General features: G+C 66.4%; 16 protein-coding genes. 8 read left to right on the top strand and 8 right to left on the bottom strand.

Annotation, left to right across the window (positions count from 1 at the left end; genetic code table 11):
* Window positions 1–2: 2 nt before the first annotated feature.
* From GN330_RS01050 to GN330_RS01020, 7 genes are all read right to left on the bottom strand, one after another.
* Entirely contained in the window at window positions 3–1,577 is a 1,575-nt protein-coding gene (locus GN330_RS01050; RefSeq protein WP_156710716.1) for a Re/Si-specific NAD(P)(+) transhydrogenase subunit alpha, read from the bottom strand.
* A gap of 126 nt (window positions 1,578–1,703) precedes the next feature.
* Window positions 1,704–4,160: a 5-amino-6-(D-ribitylamino)uracil--L-tyrosine 4-hydroxyphenyl transferase CofH gene (gene cofH / locus GN330_RS01045; protein WP_156710715.1), complete on the bottom strand. Its 2,457-nt coding sequence runs from the start codon at window positions 4,158–4,160 to the stop codon at window positions 1,704–1,706.
* Window positions 4,157–4,855 (bottom strand): 2-phospho-L-lactate guanylyltransferase, encoded by a 699-nt coding sequence (gene cofC / locus GN330_RS01040; protein ID WP_156710714.1) that lies wholly within the window; start codon window positions 4,853–4,855, stop codon window positions 4,157–4,159. Before cofC ends, cofH begins: the two co-directional genes overlap by 4 nt.
* Window positions 4,852–5,829: a 2-phospho-L-lactate transferase gene (gene cofD / locus GN330_RS01035; RefSeq protein ID WP_156710713.1), complete on the bottom strand. Its 978-nt coding sequence runs from the start codon at window positions 5,827–5,829 to the stop codon at window positions 4,852–4,854. The genes cofC and cofD overlap by 4 nt, the downstream gene beginning before the upstream one ends.
* Window positions 5,826–6,602: a coenzyme F420-0:L-glutamate ligase gene (gene cofE, locus GN330_RS01030; protein ID WP_156710712.1), complete on the bottom strand. Its 777-nt coding sequence runs from the start codon at window positions 6,600–6,602 to the stop codon at window positions 5,826–5,828. The genes cofD and cofE overlap by 4 nt, the downstream gene beginning before the upstream one ends.
* A complete protein-coding gene (npdG, locus tag GN330_RS01025) occupies window positions 6,602–7,282 on the bottom strand; it encodes an NADPH-dependent F420 reductase (protein WP_156710711.1) in 681 nt (226 codons plus the stop codon). The genes cofE and npdG overlap by 1 nt, the downstream gene beginning before the upstream one ends.
* Before the next feature lie 42 nt (window positions 7,283–7,324).
* On the bottom strand, window positions 7,325–8,329 hold the full coding sequence (locus GN330_RS01020) for an LLM class flavin-dependent oxidoreductase (protein WP_156710710.1): 1,005 nt from the start codon (window positions 8,327–8,329) through the stop codon (window positions 7,325–7,327).
* A gap of 219 nt (window positions 8,330–8,548) precedes the next feature.
* Between GN330_RS01020 and GN330_RS01015 the strand changes: the two genes are divergently transcribed.
* The gene (locus GN330_RS01015; protein ID WP_197434979.1) at window positions 8,549–9,757 is read left to right on the top strand and encodes a M24 family metallopeptidase; all 1,209 of its coding nucleotides are present in this window, start codon (window positions 8,549–8,551) and stop codon (window positions 9,755–9,757) included.
* A 35-nt stretch (window positions 9,758–9,792) separates the two neighbouring features.
* Here the strand turns inward: GN330_RS01015 and GN330_RS01010 are convergent, their stop codons facing one another.
* Window positions 9,793–10,605: an IclR family transcriptional regulator gene (locus GN330_RS01010; RefSeq protein WP_197434978.1), complete on the bottom strand. Its 813-nt coding sequence runs from the start codon at window positions 10,603–10,605 to the stop codon at window positions 9,793–9,795.
* A 133-nt stretch (window positions 10,606–10,738) separates the two neighbouring features.
* Here GN330_RS01010 and GN330_RS01005 point away from each other — a divergent pair, with 133 nt between their 5' ends.
* From GN330_RS01005 to GN330_RS00975, 7 genes are all read left to right on the top strand, one after another.
* Window positions 10,739–12,016, top strand: coding sequence for a threonine synthase (locus GN330_RS01005; RefSeq protein WP_156710707.1), 1,278 nt, complete (start codon window positions 10,739–10,741; stop codon window positions 12,014–12,016).
* 105 nt (window positions 12,017–12,121) lie between these two features.
* On the top strand, window positions 12,122–13,189 hold the full coding sequence (gene dctP, locus GN330_RS01000; protein WP_197434977.1) for a TRAP transporter substrate-binding protein DctP: 1,068 nt from the start codon (window positions 12,122–12,124) through the stop codon (window positions 13,187–13,189).
* Between the two features lie 62 nt (window positions 13,190–13,251).
* The gene (locus GN330_RS00995; protein WP_197434976.1) at window positions 13,252–13,743 is read left to right on the top strand and encodes a TRAP transporter small permease subunit; all 492 of its coding nucleotides are present in this window, start codon (window positions 13,252–13,254) and stop codon (window positions 13,741–13,743) included.
* Entirely contained in the window at window positions 13,736–15,055 is a 1,320-nt protein-coding gene (locus GN330_RS00990) for a TRAP transporter large permease (protein WP_156710704.1), read from the top strand. The genes GN330_RS00995 and GN330_RS00990 overlap by 8 nt, the downstream gene beginning before the upstream one ends.
* A 34-nt stretch (window positions 15,056–15,089) precedes the next feature.
* Complete coding sequence (locus tag GN330_RS00985) at window positions 15,090–17,432, top strand: xanthine dehydrogenase family protein molybdopterin-binding subunit (RefSeq protein WP_156710703.1); 2,343 nt, start codon at window positions 15,090–15,092, stop codon at window positions 17,430–17,432.
* On the top strand, window positions 17,429–18,253 hold the full coding sequence (locus GN330_RS00980; RefSeq protein ID WP_156710702.1) for an FAD binding domain-containing protein: 825 nt from the start codon (window positions 17,429–17,431) through the stop codon (window positions 18,251–18,253). Before GN330_RS00985 ends, GN330_RS00980 begins: the two co-directional genes overlap by 4 nt.
* Window positions 18,250–18,744 carry a (2Fe-2S)-binding protein gene (locus GN330_RS00975; protein ID WP_343040127.1) on the top strand — a complete coding sequence of 165 codons (495 nt, stop codon included), beginning with the start codon at window positions 18,250–18,252 and terminating at the stop codon, window positions 18,742–18,744. Before GN330_RS00980 ends, GN330_RS00975 begins: the two co-directional genes overlap by 4 nt.
* The last annotated feature ends 10 nt before the right edge of the window (window positions 18,745–18,754 follow it).

The raw sequence follows: 18,754 nt of genomic DNA, 5'->3' as shown, positions 1-18,754 counted from the left end.
CCTCAGGATTTCTGGAACATTGCGAGCATGCGGCGCGTGACCAGAAAGCCGCCGACGATGTTGATGGTGGCGATCAGCATCGAAATGGCGGCGAGTGTCACGACGAGCCAGTCGCCCGAGCCGATCTGCAGCAGCGCCCCGAGCACGACGATGCCCGAGATGGCGTTGGTCACCGCCATCAACGGCGTGTGCAGCGCGTGGCTGACGTTCCAGATCACCTGGAAGCCGATGAAGCAGGCGAGCACGAAGACGATGAAATGCTGCATGAAGGAGGCCGGCGCGACCGCGCCGACAAGGGCGATCAGCGCCGCCCCGGCGACGAGTAGGCCGGCCTGGCGCCGCGTCTGGGCGCGGAAGGCGGCGATTTCCAGCGCGCGCTTTTCTTCCGGGCTCGGCTCCTTCGGCTTGTCCTTGCGCGGTGCTGCCGCGATCGCCCGTACTTTCGGCGGCGGCGGCGGATAGGTCACGGCGCCCTGATGGGCGACGGTCGATCCGCGGATGACGTCGTCGTCCATGTCGTGAATTAGCGTGCCGTCCTTGGCCGGCGCGAGCTCGCCCACGAACTGGCGGACATTGTTGGCATAAAGCGTCGAGGACTGGGTTGCCATGCGGCTTGGAAAGTCGGTGTAGCCGATGATCGTCACCTTATTGTCGGTGACGATCCTGTCGTCCTTGACTGTCAGTTCGCAATTGCCGCCGCGTTCGGCGGCCAGGTCGACGATGACGGAGCCGGGCTTCATCGCCTCGACCATGTCCCTGGTCCACAACACAGGCGCGTCGCGGTTGGGAATCAAAGCGGTGGTGATGACGATGTCGATCTCGGGCGCGAGCGCGCGGAATTTTTCGAGCTGCTTGGCCTGGAACTCGGGCGAGGACGGCGCGGCGTAACCGCCGCTGGCGGATCCGTCCTGCTGGTCGCTGTCGAAATCGAGATAGACGAATTCCGCGCCCATCGATTCGATCTGCTCGGCCACTTCCGGGCGAACGTCGAAGGCGTAGGTGATCGCGCCGAGCGCGGTGGAGGTGCCGATCGCGGCGAGGCCGGCGACGCCGGCGCCGACCACCAGCACCCTGGCCGGTGGCACCTTGCCGGCGGCGGTCACCTGGCCGGTGAAGAAGCGGCCGAAATTGTTGCCGGCCTCGATCACCGCGCGATAGCCGGCGATGTTGGCCATCGACGACAGCGCGTCGAGCTTCTGGGCGCGGCTGATGCGCGGCACCATGTCCATCGCCACCACGGTCACGCCTCTGTCGGCGGCCTGGCGCATCAGCGCCTCGTTCTGGGCCGGGTGGAAGAAGGAGATCAGCACCTTGCCCTTGCTCAGCCGCTCGATCTCAGTCTCGGTCGGCGGGCGAACCTTGGCGACGAGGTCGGCATCCGCCCACAGGCGCTCGGCCGATTTGACGATCTCGACGCCGGCTTCTTCATAGGCGGCGTCGGTGAAGCCGGCCTTCTCGCCGGCACCGGTCTCGATGGCGCAGGCGAAGCCGAGTTTCCGCAGCATCCTGGCGCTGTCCGGTGTCATCGCGACGCGGGCCTCGCCGTCAAGCACCTCCCTTGGCGTTCCGATTTTCATTTTTTTTGTCCTCTTATTGTTGGTGGAGGCGGCGAAGGGCGTTGCGGCCCGACAGCCTGCGCAGCGGCCGTACCGAAACGCCCGCATGCCGGCCATTCGCCGGCGCGGCGGGAAAAGCTGCTTTCTTCAGCCTGCCAAGCCGGCTTCGGCCAGGGCGTGCCGGCTGCCGATGCGGGCACGTTTGAGTGCCGGCGCCTGGACGCGCTCGGCCAGCGGCGGCGCCTGACGCGACCGGCGCTGCTGCACCTCGTTCGGGGTGCCGTAGAGCGTGGTGCGCTGGCGCGGGTTGCGGCCGGCGTCGCGGATCGTCTCGTCCATGCGATGCGGCGGGAACTCCTGCCCGTGGCGGGTGCCGGCGGCGCGGCTGATCGATTCGTCCATCAGCACGCCACCGAGGTCGTTGGCGCCCGCCCGCAGCGCGGCGGCGATGCCCTCCTCGCCCATCTTCACCCAGGAGACCTGGATATTGGCGATCACCGGGTTCAGGGCTAGGCGCGACACGGCATGCATCATCACCGCTTCGCGGAAGCTCGGCCCCTGGCGGGCGTCGCCCTTGAGATAGATCGGCGCTTCCATGTGCACGAAGGGCAGCGGCACGAATTCGGTGAAGCCGCCGGTTCGTTCCTGCAGGGCGCGGATGCGCAGAATGTGCCGTGCCCAATGCCGATAGCGCTCGACATGGCCGAACATGATGGTGGCCGTGGTGCGCAGGCCGATCTCGTGCGCGGCCTCGATCACGCCGAGCCAGTCCTCCGTCGACAGTTTTTGTGCGCACAGCGCCGCGCGTATCTCGTCGTCGAGGATTTCGGCCGCCGTGCCCGGCAGGCTGCCGAGCCCGGCCTCCTTCAGCCGTTCAAGGAATTCGCGTACCGGAATGTTGAGCGATTGCGCGCCGTGACTGACCTCGAGCGGCGAGAAAGCGTGAACGTGGATGCCGGGGGCGGCGCGCTTGGCGGCGCGGCAGATTTCCAGATAGGTCTCGCCGGTATAGTCGGGGTGGATGCCGCCCTGCATGCAGACCTCGACGCCGCCGCGCTCCCAAGCTTCGCCGACCCGTCGGGTGATTTCCGACAATTCCAGATCGTAGGGGCGTCCGCGCAGATGGGCTGCCGTCCGGCCCTTGGAAAAGGCGCAGAACCGGCAGCCATAAGTGCACACGTTCGTGTAGTTGATGTTGCGTGTGACCACGTAGCCAACCGTGTCGCCCACCGTCTCGCGGCGCAGCGCGTCGGCGGCGTCGATGACGGCGTCGGCCATCGATCCACGCGCCTCGAAAAGCGACACGATCGCCTGCTCGTCGAGCGGCCGGCCGGCGACGGCCATGTCGATCGCGCGCATGGCGGCGGCGGCACGCGAGGGTAGGGTGGCGGCGGCCGGGAAATCATGGCCGCGCTCGGTCCGGCCGACGCGCCAGCCGCTTTCATGGGCAAGGCCCGACGTGTCCTGGCGGCGCAAAGCGGCCTTGCGCGGTTCCGGCGCCAGCCAGGTGCCGGCTTCGTCCAGCCAGGCCGGGTAGACGGCCAGGCGCGGCGCGAGCGTCTTGCCGGCGCGCGCGGTCTCGGCTGCGAGCCGCTCGAGCTCCGGCCAGGGCGCTTCCGGATTGACATGATCGGGGGTGACCGGCGAGACGCCGCCCCAATCGTTGATGCCGGCGTCGATCAGCGGCTTCAGCCCGTGGGCGCGCAGATTGGGTGGCGACTGGATCGCCATCTCGGGACCGAAGATCATCCGGGCGACGGCGATCGTCCAGAGCTGGTCGTCCAGGCTCGGCTCGGGCGCATCTGCCATCTTGGTGCCGGGCTTGGCGCGGAAGTTCTGGACGATGATTTCCTGAATGTGGCCATGCTCGGCGTGAAGCGCGCGCAGGGCGAGCAGCGCCTCGACGCGCTCGCGCCGGGTCTCGCCGATACCGATCAGGATGCCGCTGGTAAACGGCACCTTGGCGCGGCCTGCCGCCGCGATCGTGGCCAGCCTTACGGCGGGGTTTTTGTCGGGCGAGCCGAAATGCGGCCCGCCGCGTTCGCTCAGCCGCTCGGACGCGGTTTCCAGCATGATGCCCTGCGAGACGGAGACTGCGCGCAGCACGCGGATTTCGTCCTCGCTCATCACGCCGGCATTGATATGGGGCAGCAGACCGGTCTCGCGCAGCACCATGTCAGCCATCGCGGCGAGATAATCGACAGTGGTTTCGTGGCCGAGCGCGCCCAGTTCCTCGCGGGCGATCCGGTAGCGCAGCTCCGGCTTGTCGCCGAGCGTGAACAGCGCCTCGTCGCAGCCTGCTTTGACGCCGTCCTTGGCGATTGCCAAAACCTGCTCGGGCGTCAGGAAGGCTGCGCCGCAGTTTCGCGGTGCCTGCGCGAAGGTGCAGTAATGGCAGACGTCGCGGCAGAGCTGGGTGAGCGGAATAAACACCTTGCGCGAGACCGTGACGACGTCGCCGTGACCGGCATCGCGGATTGCGCCGCCTGCGGCGACGAGGTCGTCGAGCTCGTCGCACCCGGCAAGCAGCAGGGCCTCGTCGTCATCGATCCTGCCGCCCTTGATGAGGCGCTTGCTCCACTGTGCGATCGGCGGCGTGGTCATTGCACAATCTCCTCTTTCGTGCCCTGGGCGCGGTTGTGTCGTGGCAATGCGCGGACCAGAGCGCGAGCTCTGTGGGCGCTGTCGCCCGATACCGCGTCGCGCAACTGTTCCAGATCGTTCGGCAGGTCGATGTCGCAGGCCAGCGAGGCGAGGCGAAGCGCGCGCCTCGGCGGCAGGCGCCGGTCGCTGGGTCGGTCGAGATGGCGACGGAAACTGTCCGGGCCGAAACGGAACTCGGGCGGCGTCGATGCCGGAAAAACGAGGCCGTTGGTACCCGTGCCGTGCCGGTCCGGCACGACCGCGCAGACGCGCGCCAGCGCAGCGGCGGCGATGGCGATGTCCAGTTCAGCGCTGTCCAGAAACGGCAGGTCGGCGGGCAGCACGGCCACGATCCGCGCGCCGCTGGATGAGAGGGTGCGGGTCGCGAAGGCGACGGCGGCGTTGAGCCCGTCGGTGCCGGTGGGCTGGTGGATGAAGGTGTGACCGGATCGCGCGGCCAGGGTCGCGGTCGCGGGATCGGGACCGCAGAGCGCGATGCCGGACAGAAGCTGCGAAGCACGCAGCTCGTCGAGCAGGTCGAGCAGCATGGCCTGCTGCAGGTCGGTGCGCTGTCGCGGCGTCAGGATGCCGGCGAGGCGGGATTTGGCCCGCGCGCCTTCCTTGACCGGAATCAGGGCCCAGGCGCCGCGGCTCATGATTTTGCGTCCGCTGCGTGGGCGTCGGCTGCGGCGAGCACCGTGCGGGCCAGCGCCACGGACTGCTCGAGGCCATGCATGAGCGTTGGCGCGAACAGGGTTTTCGGGCCGGTCACCGCGGCGCCGCTGTCGGCCTCGTCGGCGATCAGGATATCGAGGAAATCCGCATAGTGGTCGGCGATCGTTTGCAGCGTTGCTGCGTGGCCGAGTTCGCCGATCATCTTGGCAAGCGGACCCTTGACGGCTTTGCCGCCGACCAGCGGCGACACCGCCACAACCGGCGCGCGCACGGCGCGGATCGCGGCGCGCAGGCTGGGGATCGCCAGCATCGGATCGATCGACAGATAGGGGTTGGACGGGCAGATCACCAGCGCGGCGAGGGGCTCGGCGCTGAGCGCGGCCAGCGCTTCCCGGGTCGGGCGCGTCCGCTCGGCGCCGTCGAAACGCAGGGCGCGAATCCGCGGCTGCCAGCGCCGGCCGACGAAATAATGCTGGAAGGGCAGGGCGCCCTCGTCGGTGTCGACGATCGTGGCCACGGCATCGTCGGTCGCCGGCAGGATCGTGCAGCCGACGCCGAGGGCGCGGGCGATCTCGCCGGTGATTTCGGTCAGCCGCGCGCCCTGCGCCAGACGCTGGGTGCGCACGGCCTTGGTGGCGAGATCGGTATCGCCGAGCCCGAACCAGCTCTCGCCGCCCAGTTCCTTGACGGCCTCCATGAAACGCCAGCTCTCGCCGTCGCGGCCCCAGCCGCTGTCGCGGTTGGAGCGGCCTGCGAGCGTATAGGTGACGGTATCGATGTCGGGGCTGACATGCAGGCCGAAATGGCGGAAATCGTCGCCCGTATTGACGATGATGGTCAGCCTGTCGGACGGCACCACGCGCGACAGGCCGAGCGCCAGCTTGGCGCCGCCGATGCCGCCGCACAGCGCAACGACGCGGCCGTCGGCAGCGGTTGAGAAAGCGGTGCGGCTCATCGGAAGAGGTCCCTTTCCGGATCGCGCAGCCCGTCGCTGGCGTCGTGCACGCCGGCCTGCCAGTCGAGCCCGCGCACGATCGCGACCGGGATCGCTTCCGCGCCTTCGCCCATTGCCAGGCACGCGGCGGCGGCAACCGCGTCGGCGAAGCCGACTTCCGTCACCTGCATCACCCGTCCGAACAGGTCCTGCTCGCCGCGCCGGTCGACGACAGCCGGAACACCGGCGACGCCGATCGCGATTCCCGTCGTGCCGATCCGCCAGGGTCGGCCGAAACTGTCGGAGATGACCACGCCGATGCGCTCGACGCCGTGCGGGCGAAGCCGGTCGCGCAGCGCGCGGGCGGAGGCGTCGGGATCCTCGGGCAGGAGCAGGATCGTCTCGCCGTCTGCGCCGTCCGCTTCGACATTGGACTGGTCGATGCCGGCATTGGCCATGATGTGCCCGAGCTTGTGCTCGACGATCAGCACGTTTGGGACGGCGCGGATGACGGCGCGGCTTTCCGACAGGACGGCCTCGACCAGTCTGGCATCCTTGTTGACCGTGCCGGCGAGGTCGCGCGCGGCCGGCGAGGGAACGTAGTCGTTCAAGGCTCGCTTGCGGCCCTCCGCCTTGCTGACGATCTTCTGCGCCACCACGACGATGTCGCCGTCCTGCAAGGCGATGGCGCTGCGCTCCATCGCGCCCGCGATTTCCACGCAGAGATCGCTGTCCGGCCCGATCATCGGCAGGCCGGCCAGCCTTAGGATATGGATGGGTCCGATCCCGGTCATCACGCCCGTTCGGCGGCCTTGTCCCGGATTCCGGTGACGACGATGCCGGCGCCTTCCGGAATGTTGTAGCGCTTGTTGATACCGATCAGCACCGACGTCAGCGCCTCGGCGGCGACCGAGTTGGCGAGCGGCCCGGCATGGATGCCGCGCAGGCCGATCCGGTCCGCCAGCGCCACGATCGTCTCGCGGGCCGCCACGTCGTCGGAAAACAGCAGCACGTCGCCGTCGATCTTTTCGCCCTTGCGCAGCTTCTGCGCCGACACGCTGTGAAAACCGGTCACCAACCGTACCTGCGGGCCGAGCGTCGCAGCCGCCCGATTGGCCGCGCAGCCCTCGGGAGGCATCTGGACGCGCGCCACTTTCGGCGGCACCAGCGGTACGGTGGTGTCGAGCACGATCTTACCCGCGACCTTGTCGGCGATGGTCTCCAGCGTGCTCACGTGGCTGGCCGAGGGCACGGTGATGGCCACGATCTCGCCGGCCTCCGCGCAAGCGACATTGTCGAGCCCGACGACTTTCGCGCCCGTGCTTTCGGCGATTTCAGCGGCGGCCGCCTCGGCCCGCGCCACGTCGCGCGAACCGATGAAAACGGTGAGCCCGGCGCGTGCGCAGGCCATGGCCAGCCCGCCGCCGAGCGCGCCTGTGCCGCCCACGATAGCTATGCTTTTTATGTCAGTCATGTCTCGAATGTCCTTGCCTTGCTCGGGATGTCGGACGTCGCTTCAGATGTGCGGCACGACTTCCTTGGCGAAGATTTCCATCTGGTCGTAGAGTTCCGGCAGGGTGTTGACGGCGAAATACAGTCCCAGAAGATGGGTCGCGCCGGCTGCCTTGAGCGCCTGCGCCTTCTCGATCACCTGCTCGGGAGTGCCGATCAGGTTGATGTCCTCGTGCCGGACCTCGCCCTGATCCTTCAGCGTCGACTGTGACAGCGAGACAAGATGCTTGTGCATCTGGCTTTCCTGGAACCGCGCGATGGCCTGCTCGCGGGTGCGGCCGACATAGACGACATATTGCGGCGCCACTTCGATCTGTTTGGGATCGCGGTTCTTCTGTTCGGCCAGGGCGTGCAGTTTCTGGACGTTCTCACGCAGCTTCTCAACCGCGAGGCAGGCCGGCAGCCAGCCGGTTGCGTAGTCGACGGTGCGCTGCAGGGCGTTGACGTTGTTGCCGCCGACATAGGTCGGCAAGACCGGCTGGAACGTCTTGGGGTACATCTCGATATCGTTGAACTTGTAGAACTCGCCGTCGAAACTGGCGGAGCGCTGGTTGTAAAGCAGGTCGAGCGCCTGGAACGCCTCCTCGACCATACGGCCGCGATGAACCTTCCAGCCGGGATGCAGCGCCTCGAACTCCTCGCGATAGGCGCCGATGCCGATGCCGATCTCCAGACGACCGCGGCTGAGATGATCGATCGTGGCGATCTGCTTGGCCGCCACGACGATGTCGCGCCGCATCGGCAGGACCAGCATGCCGGTGCCCAGCCGCAACGAGGTCGTTTCGGCGGCGATATAGGCGTAGGTCGACAGGATCTCCCAGAAATTGGGCGCCTGGGAAAATTCCTCGCGGACATATTGCTGGGTCGTCATGTGGTCGTTGCCCCACACGGAATCGTAGCCCAGCGCTTCCGCTCGCTTTGCCATGTCCACTAGGTCATGAACTCCGGCAAACGGCACCGGGTACATCATGCCTTCCATGCCGGTCGGCAGGCCTACGCTTACTTTCATGGTTTCGTTTCCCTATGTCCGCACGTTAATTCGATAATCGGAACGGTGTTGCGAAAATCATCAGGCGCGGAAATTCCTTTGTCAAGCTTCGGTAGGTCAATTTTGCAAATCTGAAGTTCGTGGTAACAGATGTTGACATGTCAGGCTAGCGTCCTCTAACCTGAAAATATCGAAATGGTGTTCCGAAAAACGGTACACTCGATCGGTTGGAGAAAGTGCATGCTGTTGAACCGCGAACGTCTGGACCGCGCTCTTGCGGAAAATAAAGTCGACGCGGTTGTCGCTGCCACATTCGAGAACGTCCGCTACTTCACGGGGATCGGCAGCGTCTCCCTGAAGATCCATCCCTATTTCGGGAATTGCTACGCCTTCGTGACCGCCGGCTCGACCGGCGGCGCGAAGCTCGTGTCGAGCGTCGGCGAGGTCGATCAGGTGCTCGATTCCTTCGATGGTGTCGAGGTCGCGGCGACTTTCGGCACGTTCTATCGGGAAATGCGTGACGACGGGCCGTTGCGGCTGACGGAAGCCGAGGCGCGGCTCAAGGCGGCCTCGGTGGAGCTTGCTTCGTCGGGCGCGCCGGCTGCCGCGCTGGCCTCCGCGCTCAAGGCGGCGGGGCTCGCGCGCGGGCATATCGGTCTCGACGAGGACGGCATGAAACCCGGTATCGGCGAGGAGCTCCGGCGTCTGTTGCCGGAGGCGCGGTTTTCGAATGCTTCGGACCTTCTGTCTTGGACGCGGCGGGTCAAGACGGCGGAGGAGGTCCGCCGCCTGCGCCGCGCCGCGGCTGCCACCGAGCAGGCGATCCGCGCCGTTGTCGCGGTGCTTGAGGAGGGCGTGACCGAGCGCGGGATGATGCTCGAGTTCAACCGGGCGATCGCCTCGCAGGGGGCGATCCCGCAACTGACCATGATCCGGTTCGGGCGCAACGGCGTCGGCGGGCAGGTGCTGCCCGACCTGACCCGGTTGCGCAAGGGCGATACGATCTGGTTCGACGTCGCCTGTACGCGCGATGGCTACTGGTCCGATATCGCGCGCAATGTTTCCTTCGGCGAGCCCGATCTGCGGGTCGCGACCTACTACGCCGCCCTCAAGCACGGCGAGGATGTGGCGATTGAGTCAGCGCGCCCCGGCATGACCGCCGGCGCGCTTTTCGACCTGATGGTCGACGGGGTCCGTCAGGCGGGCATCCCGCATTATCGGCGTCATCATGTCGGGCACGGCATCGGTGCGGAGATCTATGAAAAGCCGGTTCTCACTCCAGGCAACGATTTGGTGCTGGAGGCCGGCATGGTGCTGAATGTCGAGACGCCCTACTACGAGTTCGGGACCGGCGGCATCCATGTCGAGGATCCCTTCGTGCTGGGCGATGACGGGGCGAACGTGCTGTTGACCGGGCTGGCCCGCGAATTGATGGTGGTGGAGCCGTGAGTGAGGCCGGCAAGCTTTACAGCGACGTCCCGCGATCAGGGCAGCCGGCCGTCGATCCGGTAGGTTATGCCCGCCGACAGCGCCTGCGCCAGCTTAACGAGCGCGGTGATTTCGAGACGTCCGGTCGTGAGCAGATGCAGCGGAAAGCCGAGCGAAAGGCCTGCGACGACGCTTCCCTGGGCGTCGTAGAGCGGTACGCCGATCGCGCCGATATCCTCGAAATTCTCGCCGAGGCTGACGGCGAAGCCCGAGCGGCGCACTTCCTCGATATCTTCCTGCAGCGCCTCGGGCGTGGTCTTGGTCTTGTCGGTGCGCCGGGTCAGCGGCCCGGCGGCGATGAAGCGCTCGAAGTAGGCGCCGTCCTGCGCGGCCAGCAGCACCTTGCCGATCGCGGTCGTGTGCAGCGGGATGCGCTCTCCGACATGGGTGGAGATCTTCAGCGCGCCGCGCCCTTCCACCACGGCGGTGTAGACCACTTCGAAGTTGTTCAGGACGCCGAGATAAAAACTGTGTTCGAACTCTCCCGACAATTCCTCGAACACGCGGCGCGCCACGTCCTGAACCGGGTTTTGTTCCGCGTAGCGGCCGGCCAGGCGCATCACCTTGGCGCTCAGCCGATAACGCTGCGAGTTCTTCGAGTGTTCGACATAGCCGAAATTCTCAAGCGTGGTCAGAAGCCGGTGAATGGTCGTCGGATTGGCGTCGAGCGCGCGCGCCAATTCCCGAACCCCCCATTCGGGATGTTCGCTGTCGAATGCCTCAAGGATGCGCAGCCCGCGCGCCAGGTTCAGATTGGGTTGGGTTCGCGGATCGATCTCGTCGGTCCGGGAAACGTTCGATGGCGGCATTTCGACCTCGACTGGCTGTCGGGCAAGCCGGCGACGGTGCCGCTCACTTGACCCATAACGTGAATACATTCCAGTAATCGGAACGGTCAATCAAAAACAGAAACATCTACTGGCGATTGGATTCCCTGACCTCATGCACACCAAGCACACCCACTCCCTGGCGCTTCGGCAAACCGCGATGGGCGACCTCTCCGTCGATTTTCCGCTGTTTCCGCCGCGGGTCGGTGAGTTTCGCCGGGACGCCGATCCGTCGCTGCCATGGCCTCTGGAGCTGGATTTCGACTATTCCGCGCTGGACGTGAGCCTGTTTGACGCGCCGCGATGCGGCCCCAGTCTCGGGCTTGGCGCATGGGGCCCGCTGATGCCGCCGCTGACGCCGCAAACCAATCTGGGTGAGGGCGAAACGCCGTTCTTCGAACTGGCGGCGCTTGCCGATTGGGCCGGCATAGACCGTCCCGTCTTCATCAAGGACGAGGGCCGCAATCCGACCTGGAGCCACAAGGACCGTCTCAACCGCTGTACCGTCAGCGCCGCGCAGCTCGACGGCGCGCCGGGCGTCATCGTTGCCTCATCCGGCAATCACGGCGCCTCGGCCTCGGCCTACGCGGCCGCGGCCTGCCTGCCCTGCATCGTCTTGGCGAGTTCCACCGCGCCGCTCGCCATGCAGCGCTTCGTTGCCGCCTATGGCGCCGCGGCACTCGCCGTACCGTCCGAACGCCGCTGGGACCTGATGGCCCGGCTGCAGGCCAAGACCGGATTCCATCCGGTCAGCAATCTGACGCCACAGGCCCATACCGGACATCCGTTCGCGATCGAGGGCTACAAGTCGATCGCCTACGAGATCTTCCGCGATCTCGGCGGAAATGCGCCCGGGTCGGTTTTCGTGCCCACCGGCTACGGCGAACTGCTCTACGGCGTGTGGAAAGGGTTCGCCGAACTCAGGGCGTTGGGGCTGATAGAGCGCGTTCCGCAGCTCTATTCGTGCGAATCGACCGTCTACGGTCCTCTCCACAGTGCCATGCGTGACGATCAGCCTGTCGTAAGCGTGCCGTCGCCCAACGGCAGCACAAAGGCGCTGTCGATCGCCACACCGGTCGGCGGACTGCGCGGCCGCCGCGCGATCCTGGAAAGCGGTGGCGCCGCTCTCGCGATGGACGACGAGGAGATCGAGGCCGCGCGCGCCAAGCTCGCGCAGTCGGGGCTTTGGGTGGAATTCTCCGCCGCGGCCGGGCTCGCCGGCCTGCGCCAACAGGCCGCTCGCGAACGGCTGCCCGACGGCCCGGTGGTCTGTCTGGCGACTGCGAGCGGAATGAAGGATGTCGACGGGGCGGGCGAGGGCCTGCCGGAAACGGACGGCTCCTTCGAGGACGCCACGCGCGCGCTCCGCGAAAATTACGGACTGGAAATCTGACCGATGTGGAGGGTACCTGCAGAGCAAGCATTTTTGGACACAGATGAAAAAGAACCAATGGCCTCCGAAAAACCAACCGGAGGGGATCAACAGGAGAACCAACACATGAAACGGTGGACAAAGGCGGCCCTTGTGGCGGTCGCAACCTTTGCCGGCACGCTCCCGGCTCTGGCGCAGGACGAACCGATCACCTGGCGAATGTCGAGCTATGCCGGCGAGACCTGGGGCCTGTGGAAAAACATCGTCATGCCCTTCACCAAGCGCGTGAACGAACTCTCCGAGGGCCGGCTGGTGATCGAGCCGTACCCGGTCGACGTGCTCGCTCCGGCGACGAAAAACTACGAGGCGGTGCTCGACGGGACCGCCGATGCGGCGATGATCACACCGCTCTACGCGGTCAACGCCGATCCGGCCAACAGCTTCTACGCCGGCCATCCCGGCGGCATGGGACCCGAAACCATGCTCTATTGGCTCTATGAAGGCGGCGGGCAGGATCTGCTGACGCAGTTCAAGCGCGATACGCTCGGCCTGCATTCCCTGGTCGGCGGCGTCGTCGGCACGGAGCTTTGGCATTCGCACAAGCCGATCGAAAGCGTCGCAGACCTGAAGGGCCTGAAGTTCCGCGCCGCGGGCTCTTGGGCCTCCATCCTGTCGGAGGAATTCGAAGCCGCGCCGGTCTTCGTCACCGGCGGCGAGGTATACCAGATGCTCGATCGCGGCGGGGTGGACATCGCCGAATGGTCCGGGCCGGCCGACAATCAGATCGCGGGACTGGAAAACGCGGCCGAGTACATCATCACGCCGGGTCTTCACTTCCCCGCCGGGATCAACGAATTCATCGTCACGGCGGAAAAGTGGGACGCGTTGCCCGATGACCTCAAGGAAATCGTGACCGCGGCTGCCAAGCTCGCCGTGTTTGAAAGCTACCTGCAGTCGGGCATGGCCGACCTGGTCGCGATGAAGGAATTGCGCGCGGGCAACAACAAACTCCAGGAATTGCCGGCGGAAGTCACCGAGGCGATCACCATGGCGGGCCGCAAATGGGCCACGACCAAGGCCGAGGAGCAGACCGCAAGCGGCAATGAGTGGATGAAGAAGATCGGCGAGAGCTACTTCGCCTATCAGGATCTCTATGCCGACGGCGCTTCCTTTAAGCACCTGGATCGGAAATGATCGGACCCGGGCCCGGGTCGCGCTTCGCGGCTCCGGGCCCGGCCTTCCAGCAGGAAGTCACAATGAAACTCATCGACAGACTATCGGCCGGCTTCGCCTTCCTCTCGGGCATCATGGTCTTTCTGCTGATCGCGGTGATGATCTTCGAGGTCGTCAGCCGTTACGTCTTCGGCAGCCCGACGCTGTGGGCGGGAGACCTGACCTATATGCTGGGCGGTGCGCTGTTCCTGTGCGCGGCCGCCTTCTGCCTGAAGGAGGACGGTCATGTCAGCATCGACTTCCTCGTGCTGATGCTGCCCGAGCGCCTACGCTCCGGCATCGGCGCCGTATTGCTTCTCACACTCGCTCTACCGAGCTTTTCGGCGATCAGCTATGTCGCGGTCGCCAAGGCGCTGCGCGCCTACGAAAGGGGCGAGGTCGACCCGGTCAGCGCGTTCGCATCGCAATTGTGGCCTTTCTACGCCGCGCTGGCGGCGGGTATGGTGATGCTCACCGCCCAGATCCTGGTGACCGGCCTGCGCGCCTCCTTGAAAGCGGCAGGGCGTGATGGGTGATCCCTTGCTCGCGGGGTTGATGTTCCCGACCCTTTTCCTCCTCATCCTGCTTGGACTGCCGGTCGCTTTTAGCCTGATCGTCACCGCCTTCGGCTTCGCGCTTCTGGCCTTCGGCGACATCGCGCCGGCCCAGCTCTACCGTTTCGTCGACAAGGTCGCTTCCCAGCCGACCTTCGCGGCCATCCCGCTGTTTGTGTTCATGGGTGCCATGCTGGAGCGCTCCGGGATCGCGGCGCGCCTGTTCGAGGCCATGCGGCTATGGCTCGGCCGGTTGCCGGGCGGACTGTCGCTCGCCGCGCTGTCGATGTGCGCGATCTTCGCCGCCGGAACCGGCATTGTCGGCGCGGTCGAGGTCATGGTCGGCATGATGGCGATCCCGGCGATGAAGAAATACAACTATTCCAACGACCTGATCGCCGGCACGATCTGCGCCGGCGGTTCGCTCGGCACCATGATCCCGCCGTCGATCGTCGTCGTGGTCTACGCCACCCAAGGGCAGCTTTCGATCGGCGATTTGTTCGCCGCGGTCATCATCCCGAGCGTGCTGATGGTCGCCTGCTTCTTGGGTTACGCGCTGGTGCGCTGCGCGCTGCGTCCCCAGGACGGTCCTCCGGTGGCGGACGAGGACATCGCCATGCCGACGCGCGACAAGATCTGGATCACGGTGACCTCGCTGCTGCCGGCGCTGGGGCTGGTGCTGGCCGTGGTCGGGTCGATCATCGCCGGGATCGCCGCGCCGACGGAAGCCGCCGGCGTTGGCGCGCTCGGAACGATCATTTTGACACTGTTTTACCGGCGTCTCACGATCGAGGTTCTATGGTCGGCGACGCGCGCGACGCTGGTGATCACCGCGATGGTCATGTTCATTGTCGTCGGCGGAACGATGTTCACCAGCATCTTCCAGATCAATGGCGGCCGCCAACTGATCCAGTCGACGATATTGGCGATGGACCTGTCGTCGGGCGAACTGATCCTGATCGTGCTTTTGATCATCATGATCCTCGGCTTCGTTTTGGACTGGATCTCGATCGTGCTGATCTGCGTGCCGATCTACGATCCCCTCCTGCGCGCCGCCGGCATCGATCCGGTCTGGTTCGCGGTGCTTGCCATCATAGCCCTGCAGACCAGCTATCTGACCCCGCCGATGGCGCCGTCGCTGTTTTATCTGCGCTCGATCGCGCCGCCGGACATGAGTTACCGCCAGATGGCGCTCGGCGTGATGCCCTTCGTGGCCTGCCAGGTGCTGGTGATGCTGATCGTCTATTTCTTTCCGGCGACCGCCTTGTGGCTCACCTCCTTTGTCGGGATCTGAGGGCGGCCGGAGCGAAGGAACGAAGGACAATCCCATGACACACACAGGCGTCGGCGCGTCTCTTCCGCGCAAGGAGGATGACCGCTTTCTTCACGGGCGCGGCCGCTACCTCGCGGATATCGAAATGCCGCGCATGCTGGACGTGGCCTTCGTGCGCAGCCCGCTGGCCCATGCCGAGATCGTGGGGATCGAAAAACCGGAAGAGGCCGGCGAGCGGGTCTTCACCGCGCACGACATGGATGGCGTGGTGCCGATCCGGCCCACGTCCAACGTGGCCGGACACCGGATCATAGGCAGCCCGCCAATGGCGCTGACCCGCGTGCGTTTCGTCGGCGAGATCATCGCCGCCTGTCTCGCTCCGAACCGGGCACAGGCCGAGGATCTGGCCGAGCAGGTGGTCCCCGACCTGAAGGAACTGCCCGTGGTGGCGTCGATCGACGCGGCGATGGCTGAGGGCGCGCCGCTTGTGCACGCGGACTGGGGCACGAATCTATCGATGGAAACCCGCTTCGACAGCGGTATCGAGGAGCAGGTGGCGCGCGCAACCGTGCAGGTGACGCGCACGCTCGACATGGCGCGCCAGGCGATGGTCCCGCTCGAGGGCAAGGGCGCGCTCGCCCATTTCGATGCCCGCGACGGCCAGCTTGTCGTGTATTCCTCCACCCAGTCGCCGCACATGATCCGCAACGCGCTTTGCCAGTGCCTCGGCCTGCAGCAGCGCCAGATACGTGTCGTGGCGCCCGACGTCGGCGGCGGCTTTGGCTACAAGGCGATCCTGCATCCCGAGGAAGTGATCGTCGCCTGGCTGTCGCTGCGGCTAAGACGGCCGGTCCGCTGGCTGGAAGACCGGTTCGAGCACCTGACCGCCGGCGCCAACGCGCGCCAGCATCGTTACCAGATGACGGCGCATGCCGACGATCGCGGCCGCATCCTGGCGCTTGACGCGGTGCTGACCACCGATGCCGGCGCCTATTCGATCTGGCCGCACACCAATGGTTTCGACGCCATCCAGGCAAGCGGCATCCTGACCGGCCCCTACGATATTGGCGGCTACCGGGTACGTACGATGACGGTCGCGACCAACAAGCCGCCGCTTTCGCCCTACAGGGCGGTCGCGCGCCCCGGCGCCTGCTTCGCCATGGAGACCCTCGTCGACGCGGTGGCGCGGGCAGTCGGCCGCGATCCGGTCGAGGTGCGGCTGGAAAACCTCGTTCCCGCAGCGGCGATGCCTTATAAGGCGATCACCGGCAAGGAATATGACAGCGGCGACTACCCAGCCTCGCTGCGCCGTGCGCGTGTGCTGGTCGACGCGGTTTCGTCGGAGGCCGGACCCGACAGGCTGATCGGCACCGGCTATGCCGTCTATACCGAGCACACCGCGGTCTCGACCGCCACCATCTCCCAGATCGGCGTGCAGATGATGCCCGGCTTCGAGCAGGCCGCCGCCCTCATGCAGCCGGACGGCAGCCTGGAGATCCGGGTCGGGGTGCAGTCGCACGGGCAAGGCATGGAGACGACACTGGCCCAGATCGCGTCGGAAGTGCTGGGCATCGATCCCGAGCGCGTGTCGGTGCGCCATGGCGATACGGCGCTTTCGCCCTATTCGACCGGTACTTACGCTTCGCGCGCCGTCGTCATGACCGGCGGCGCGGTGGCCGCCGCCGCCGACAAGCTTGCGTTCAAGCTCAGGGGAATCGCCGCGCACATGATGCAGTGCACGGCCGACGATGTGCGGCTGGAGGCCGGCGAACTCGTCGGGCCGGGAGCCTCGATGACGATCGAGGAAGCAGCAGTGATCTGGCATTTCCGTCCCTTCGATCTACCCGAGGAGCTTTTGCGCGATGGGCTGGAGGTCACCGGCGGCTATCGCCCCGACGGCGATCGGGCGCCCTTCGCCTATGCCGCCCATGCCGCGCGGGTGGCGGTCGACCCGGAGTTGGGAACCGTGGAGGTGCTCGACTATGTCGCGGTCGACGATTGCGGCACCCGGGTCAACCCGATGATCGTCGACGGCCAGGTGCTGGGCGGCGTCGCGCAAGGGATCGGTACGGCGCTGTTCGAGGAAGTGCCCTTCGACGACCAGGGACAGCCGCTTGCAACCACGTTTGGCGACTATTCGGTGCCGGCGGCGAGCGAGATTCCGATGATCCGGCTCGACCACATGGAAACGCGCTCGCCCTATACGCGCTTCGGCGTGAAGGGCGTCGGCGAAGGCGGCGCCATCGCCCCGCCGGCCGCCGTGGTCAACGCCATCAACGACGCGCTCCGATCCACCGGGGCGGAGCTGTGCGCCGTTCCGGCCACGCCGCGTCGGGTACTGCAGGCGATCTTCGATGCCCAGGACCGCGCCGCCGGCAGGAAGGAGGTCGCGCGATGAAGGCTCCCGCGTTCGACTATCTGCGTCCCGCCACCATTGCCGAGGCCGTTGCCGCGCTCGCCAAAGGCGCCGGCGGCGCGCGGATACTCGCCGGCGGCCAGTCGCTCGTGCCGATGCTCAATTTGCGCGTCGTCTTTGCCGAGACGCTCATCGACATTGGCGCGATCGCCGACCTGCGTGCCGTCGTTGACGAAGGCGAAACCGTGCGGATCGGTGCCGGCGTCACCCACGCAACGCTTGAGGACGGTACGTCGGGCGATCACTGGCGCGGCATGACTGCCTTCGTCGCCCGCGACATCGCCTATCGCGCCGTGCGCAATCGCGGCACGCTGGGCGGCAGCCTGTGCCATGCCGACCCCGCAGCCGACTGGCCGGTGGCCATGATGGCGCTCGGCGCCACCATGCTGCTTGCCGGTCCCGATGGCGAACGGGCGCTGGCGGCCAAGGACTTTTCCGTCGACGTTTTCACCACGGCGCTCGAAGAAGACGAGATGCTGACTGGGATCCGGTTGCCGAAACTGTCGCCTTCGGCCCGCTGGTCCTACCGCAAGATGCGCAAGAAGGCAGGGGCCTTCGGCGAGGCGATCGCAGCGGTGGTGCACGATCCCGCGCGCGGCTTCACCCGCGTCGTCGCCGGCAGCAGCGCGGTCGGCGGGCCGTGTCGGCTGGAGGCTCTGGAAGGGGCGGTTGCGTCCGGAAGCCTGGCGGCGGAGGCAGCGATCCGCGCCGCGCTTGCTGAGCGCGAACCCGATCTCGACCGCTACGAGATGCAGATCCATGCCACCTGCCTGCGCCGTGCCATGAAGGAGGTTTTGTCGTGACCACGCTTTCGCTTACCGTCAACGGCGGGCCGGTGCGCGCCGAGATCGATCCGCGGCTCAGCCTGGCCGATTTCCTGCGCGAGAACCTGGCGCTGAAAGGCACGCATCTCGGCTGCGAGCATGGCGCCTGCGGGGCCTGCACGGTCGTGGTGGACGACATGCCGATGCGCTCCTGCATCACGCTGGCGGCCTCGTGCGAGGGCGTGCGGGTCACCACGGTCGAAGGTTTTGACGACGATCCGGTGGTCGCCCGGCTGCGCCAGGCCTTCCGCGACGAGCACGCGCTTCAATGCGGTTATTGTACGCCGGGCATGCTGGCCACGGCGCGCGACATCGTGCTGCGTCACGACCGGCCCGATATCGAGCAGATCCGCGCCGAGCTTGCCGGCTGCATCTGCCGCTGCACCGGCTATCGCGGCATTGTCCGCGCGATCGCGCATGTCATCGAGACCAAGAGCCAAGCCACCGCGGCGAAAGCGGCAACGAGCTAACGAGAGGACG

The sequence above is a fragment of the Nitratireductor arenosus genome (assembly GCF_009742725.1).
Classification (GTDB): domain Bacteria; phylum Pseudomonadota; class Alphaproteobacteria; order Rhizobiales; family Rhizobiaceae; genus Mangrovimarina; species Mangrovimarina arenosa.
This window is presented reverse-complemented; position numbering and strand designations above follow the sequence as displayed.

Coding starts and splice junctions, on each gene's coding strand:
- GN330_RS01050 (WP_156710716.1), bottom strand. CDS start 1,577: ATGAAAATCGGAACGCCAAGGGAGGTGCTTGACGGCGAGGCCCGCGTC.
- cofH (WP_156710715.1), bottom strand. CDS start 4,160: ATGACCACGCCGCCGATCGCACAGTGGAGCAAGCGCCTCATCAAGGGC.
- cofC (WP_156710714.1), bottom strand. CDS start 4,855: ATGAGCCGCGGCGCCTGGGCCCTGATTCCGGTCAAGGAAGGCGCGCGG.
- cofD (WP_156710713.1), bottom strand. CDS start 5,829: ATGAGCCGCACCGCTTTCTCAACCGCTGCCGACGGCCGCGTCGTTGCG.
- cofE (WP_156710712.1), bottom strand. CDS start 6,602: ATGACCGGGATCGGACCCATCCATATCCTAAGGCTGGCCGGCCTGCCG.
- npdG (WP_156710711.1), bottom strand. CDS start 7,282: ATGACTGACATAAAAAGCATAGCTATCGTGGGCGGCACAGGCGCGCTC.
- GN330_RS01020 (WP_156710710.1), bottom strand. CDS start 8,329: ATGAAAGTAAGCGTAGGCCTGCCGACCGGCATGGAAGGCATGATGTAC.
- GN330_RS01015 (WP_197434979.1), top strand. CDS start 8,549: ATGCTGTTGAACCGCGAACGTCTGGACCGCGCTCTTGCGGAAAATAAA.
- GN330_RS01010 (WP_197434978.1), bottom strand. CDS start 10,605: ATGCCGCCATCGAACGTTTCCCGGACCGACGAGATCGATCCGCGAACC.
- GN330_RS01005 (WP_156710707.1), top strand. CDS start 10,739: ATGCACACCAAGCACACCCACTCCCTGGCGCTTCGGCAAACCGCGATG.
- dctP (WP_197434977.1), top strand. CDS start 12,122: ATGAAACGGTGGACAAAGGCGGCCCTTGTGGCGGTCGCAACCTTTGCC.
- GN330_RS00995 (WP_197434976.1), top strand. CDS start 13,252: ATGAAACTCATCGACAGACTATCGGCCGGCTTCGCCTTCCTCTCGGGC.
- GN330_RS00990 (WP_156710704.1), top strand. CDS start 13,736: ATGGGTGATCCCTTGCTCGCGGGGTTGATGTTCCCGACCCTTTTCCTC.
- GN330_RS00985 (WP_156710703.1), top strand. CDS start 15,090: ATGACACACACAGGCGTCGGCGCGTCTCTTCCGCGCAAGGAGGATGAC.
- GN330_RS00980 (WP_156710702.1), top strand. CDS start 17,429: ATGAAGGCTCCCGCGTTCGACTATCTGCGTCCCGCCACCATTGCCGAG.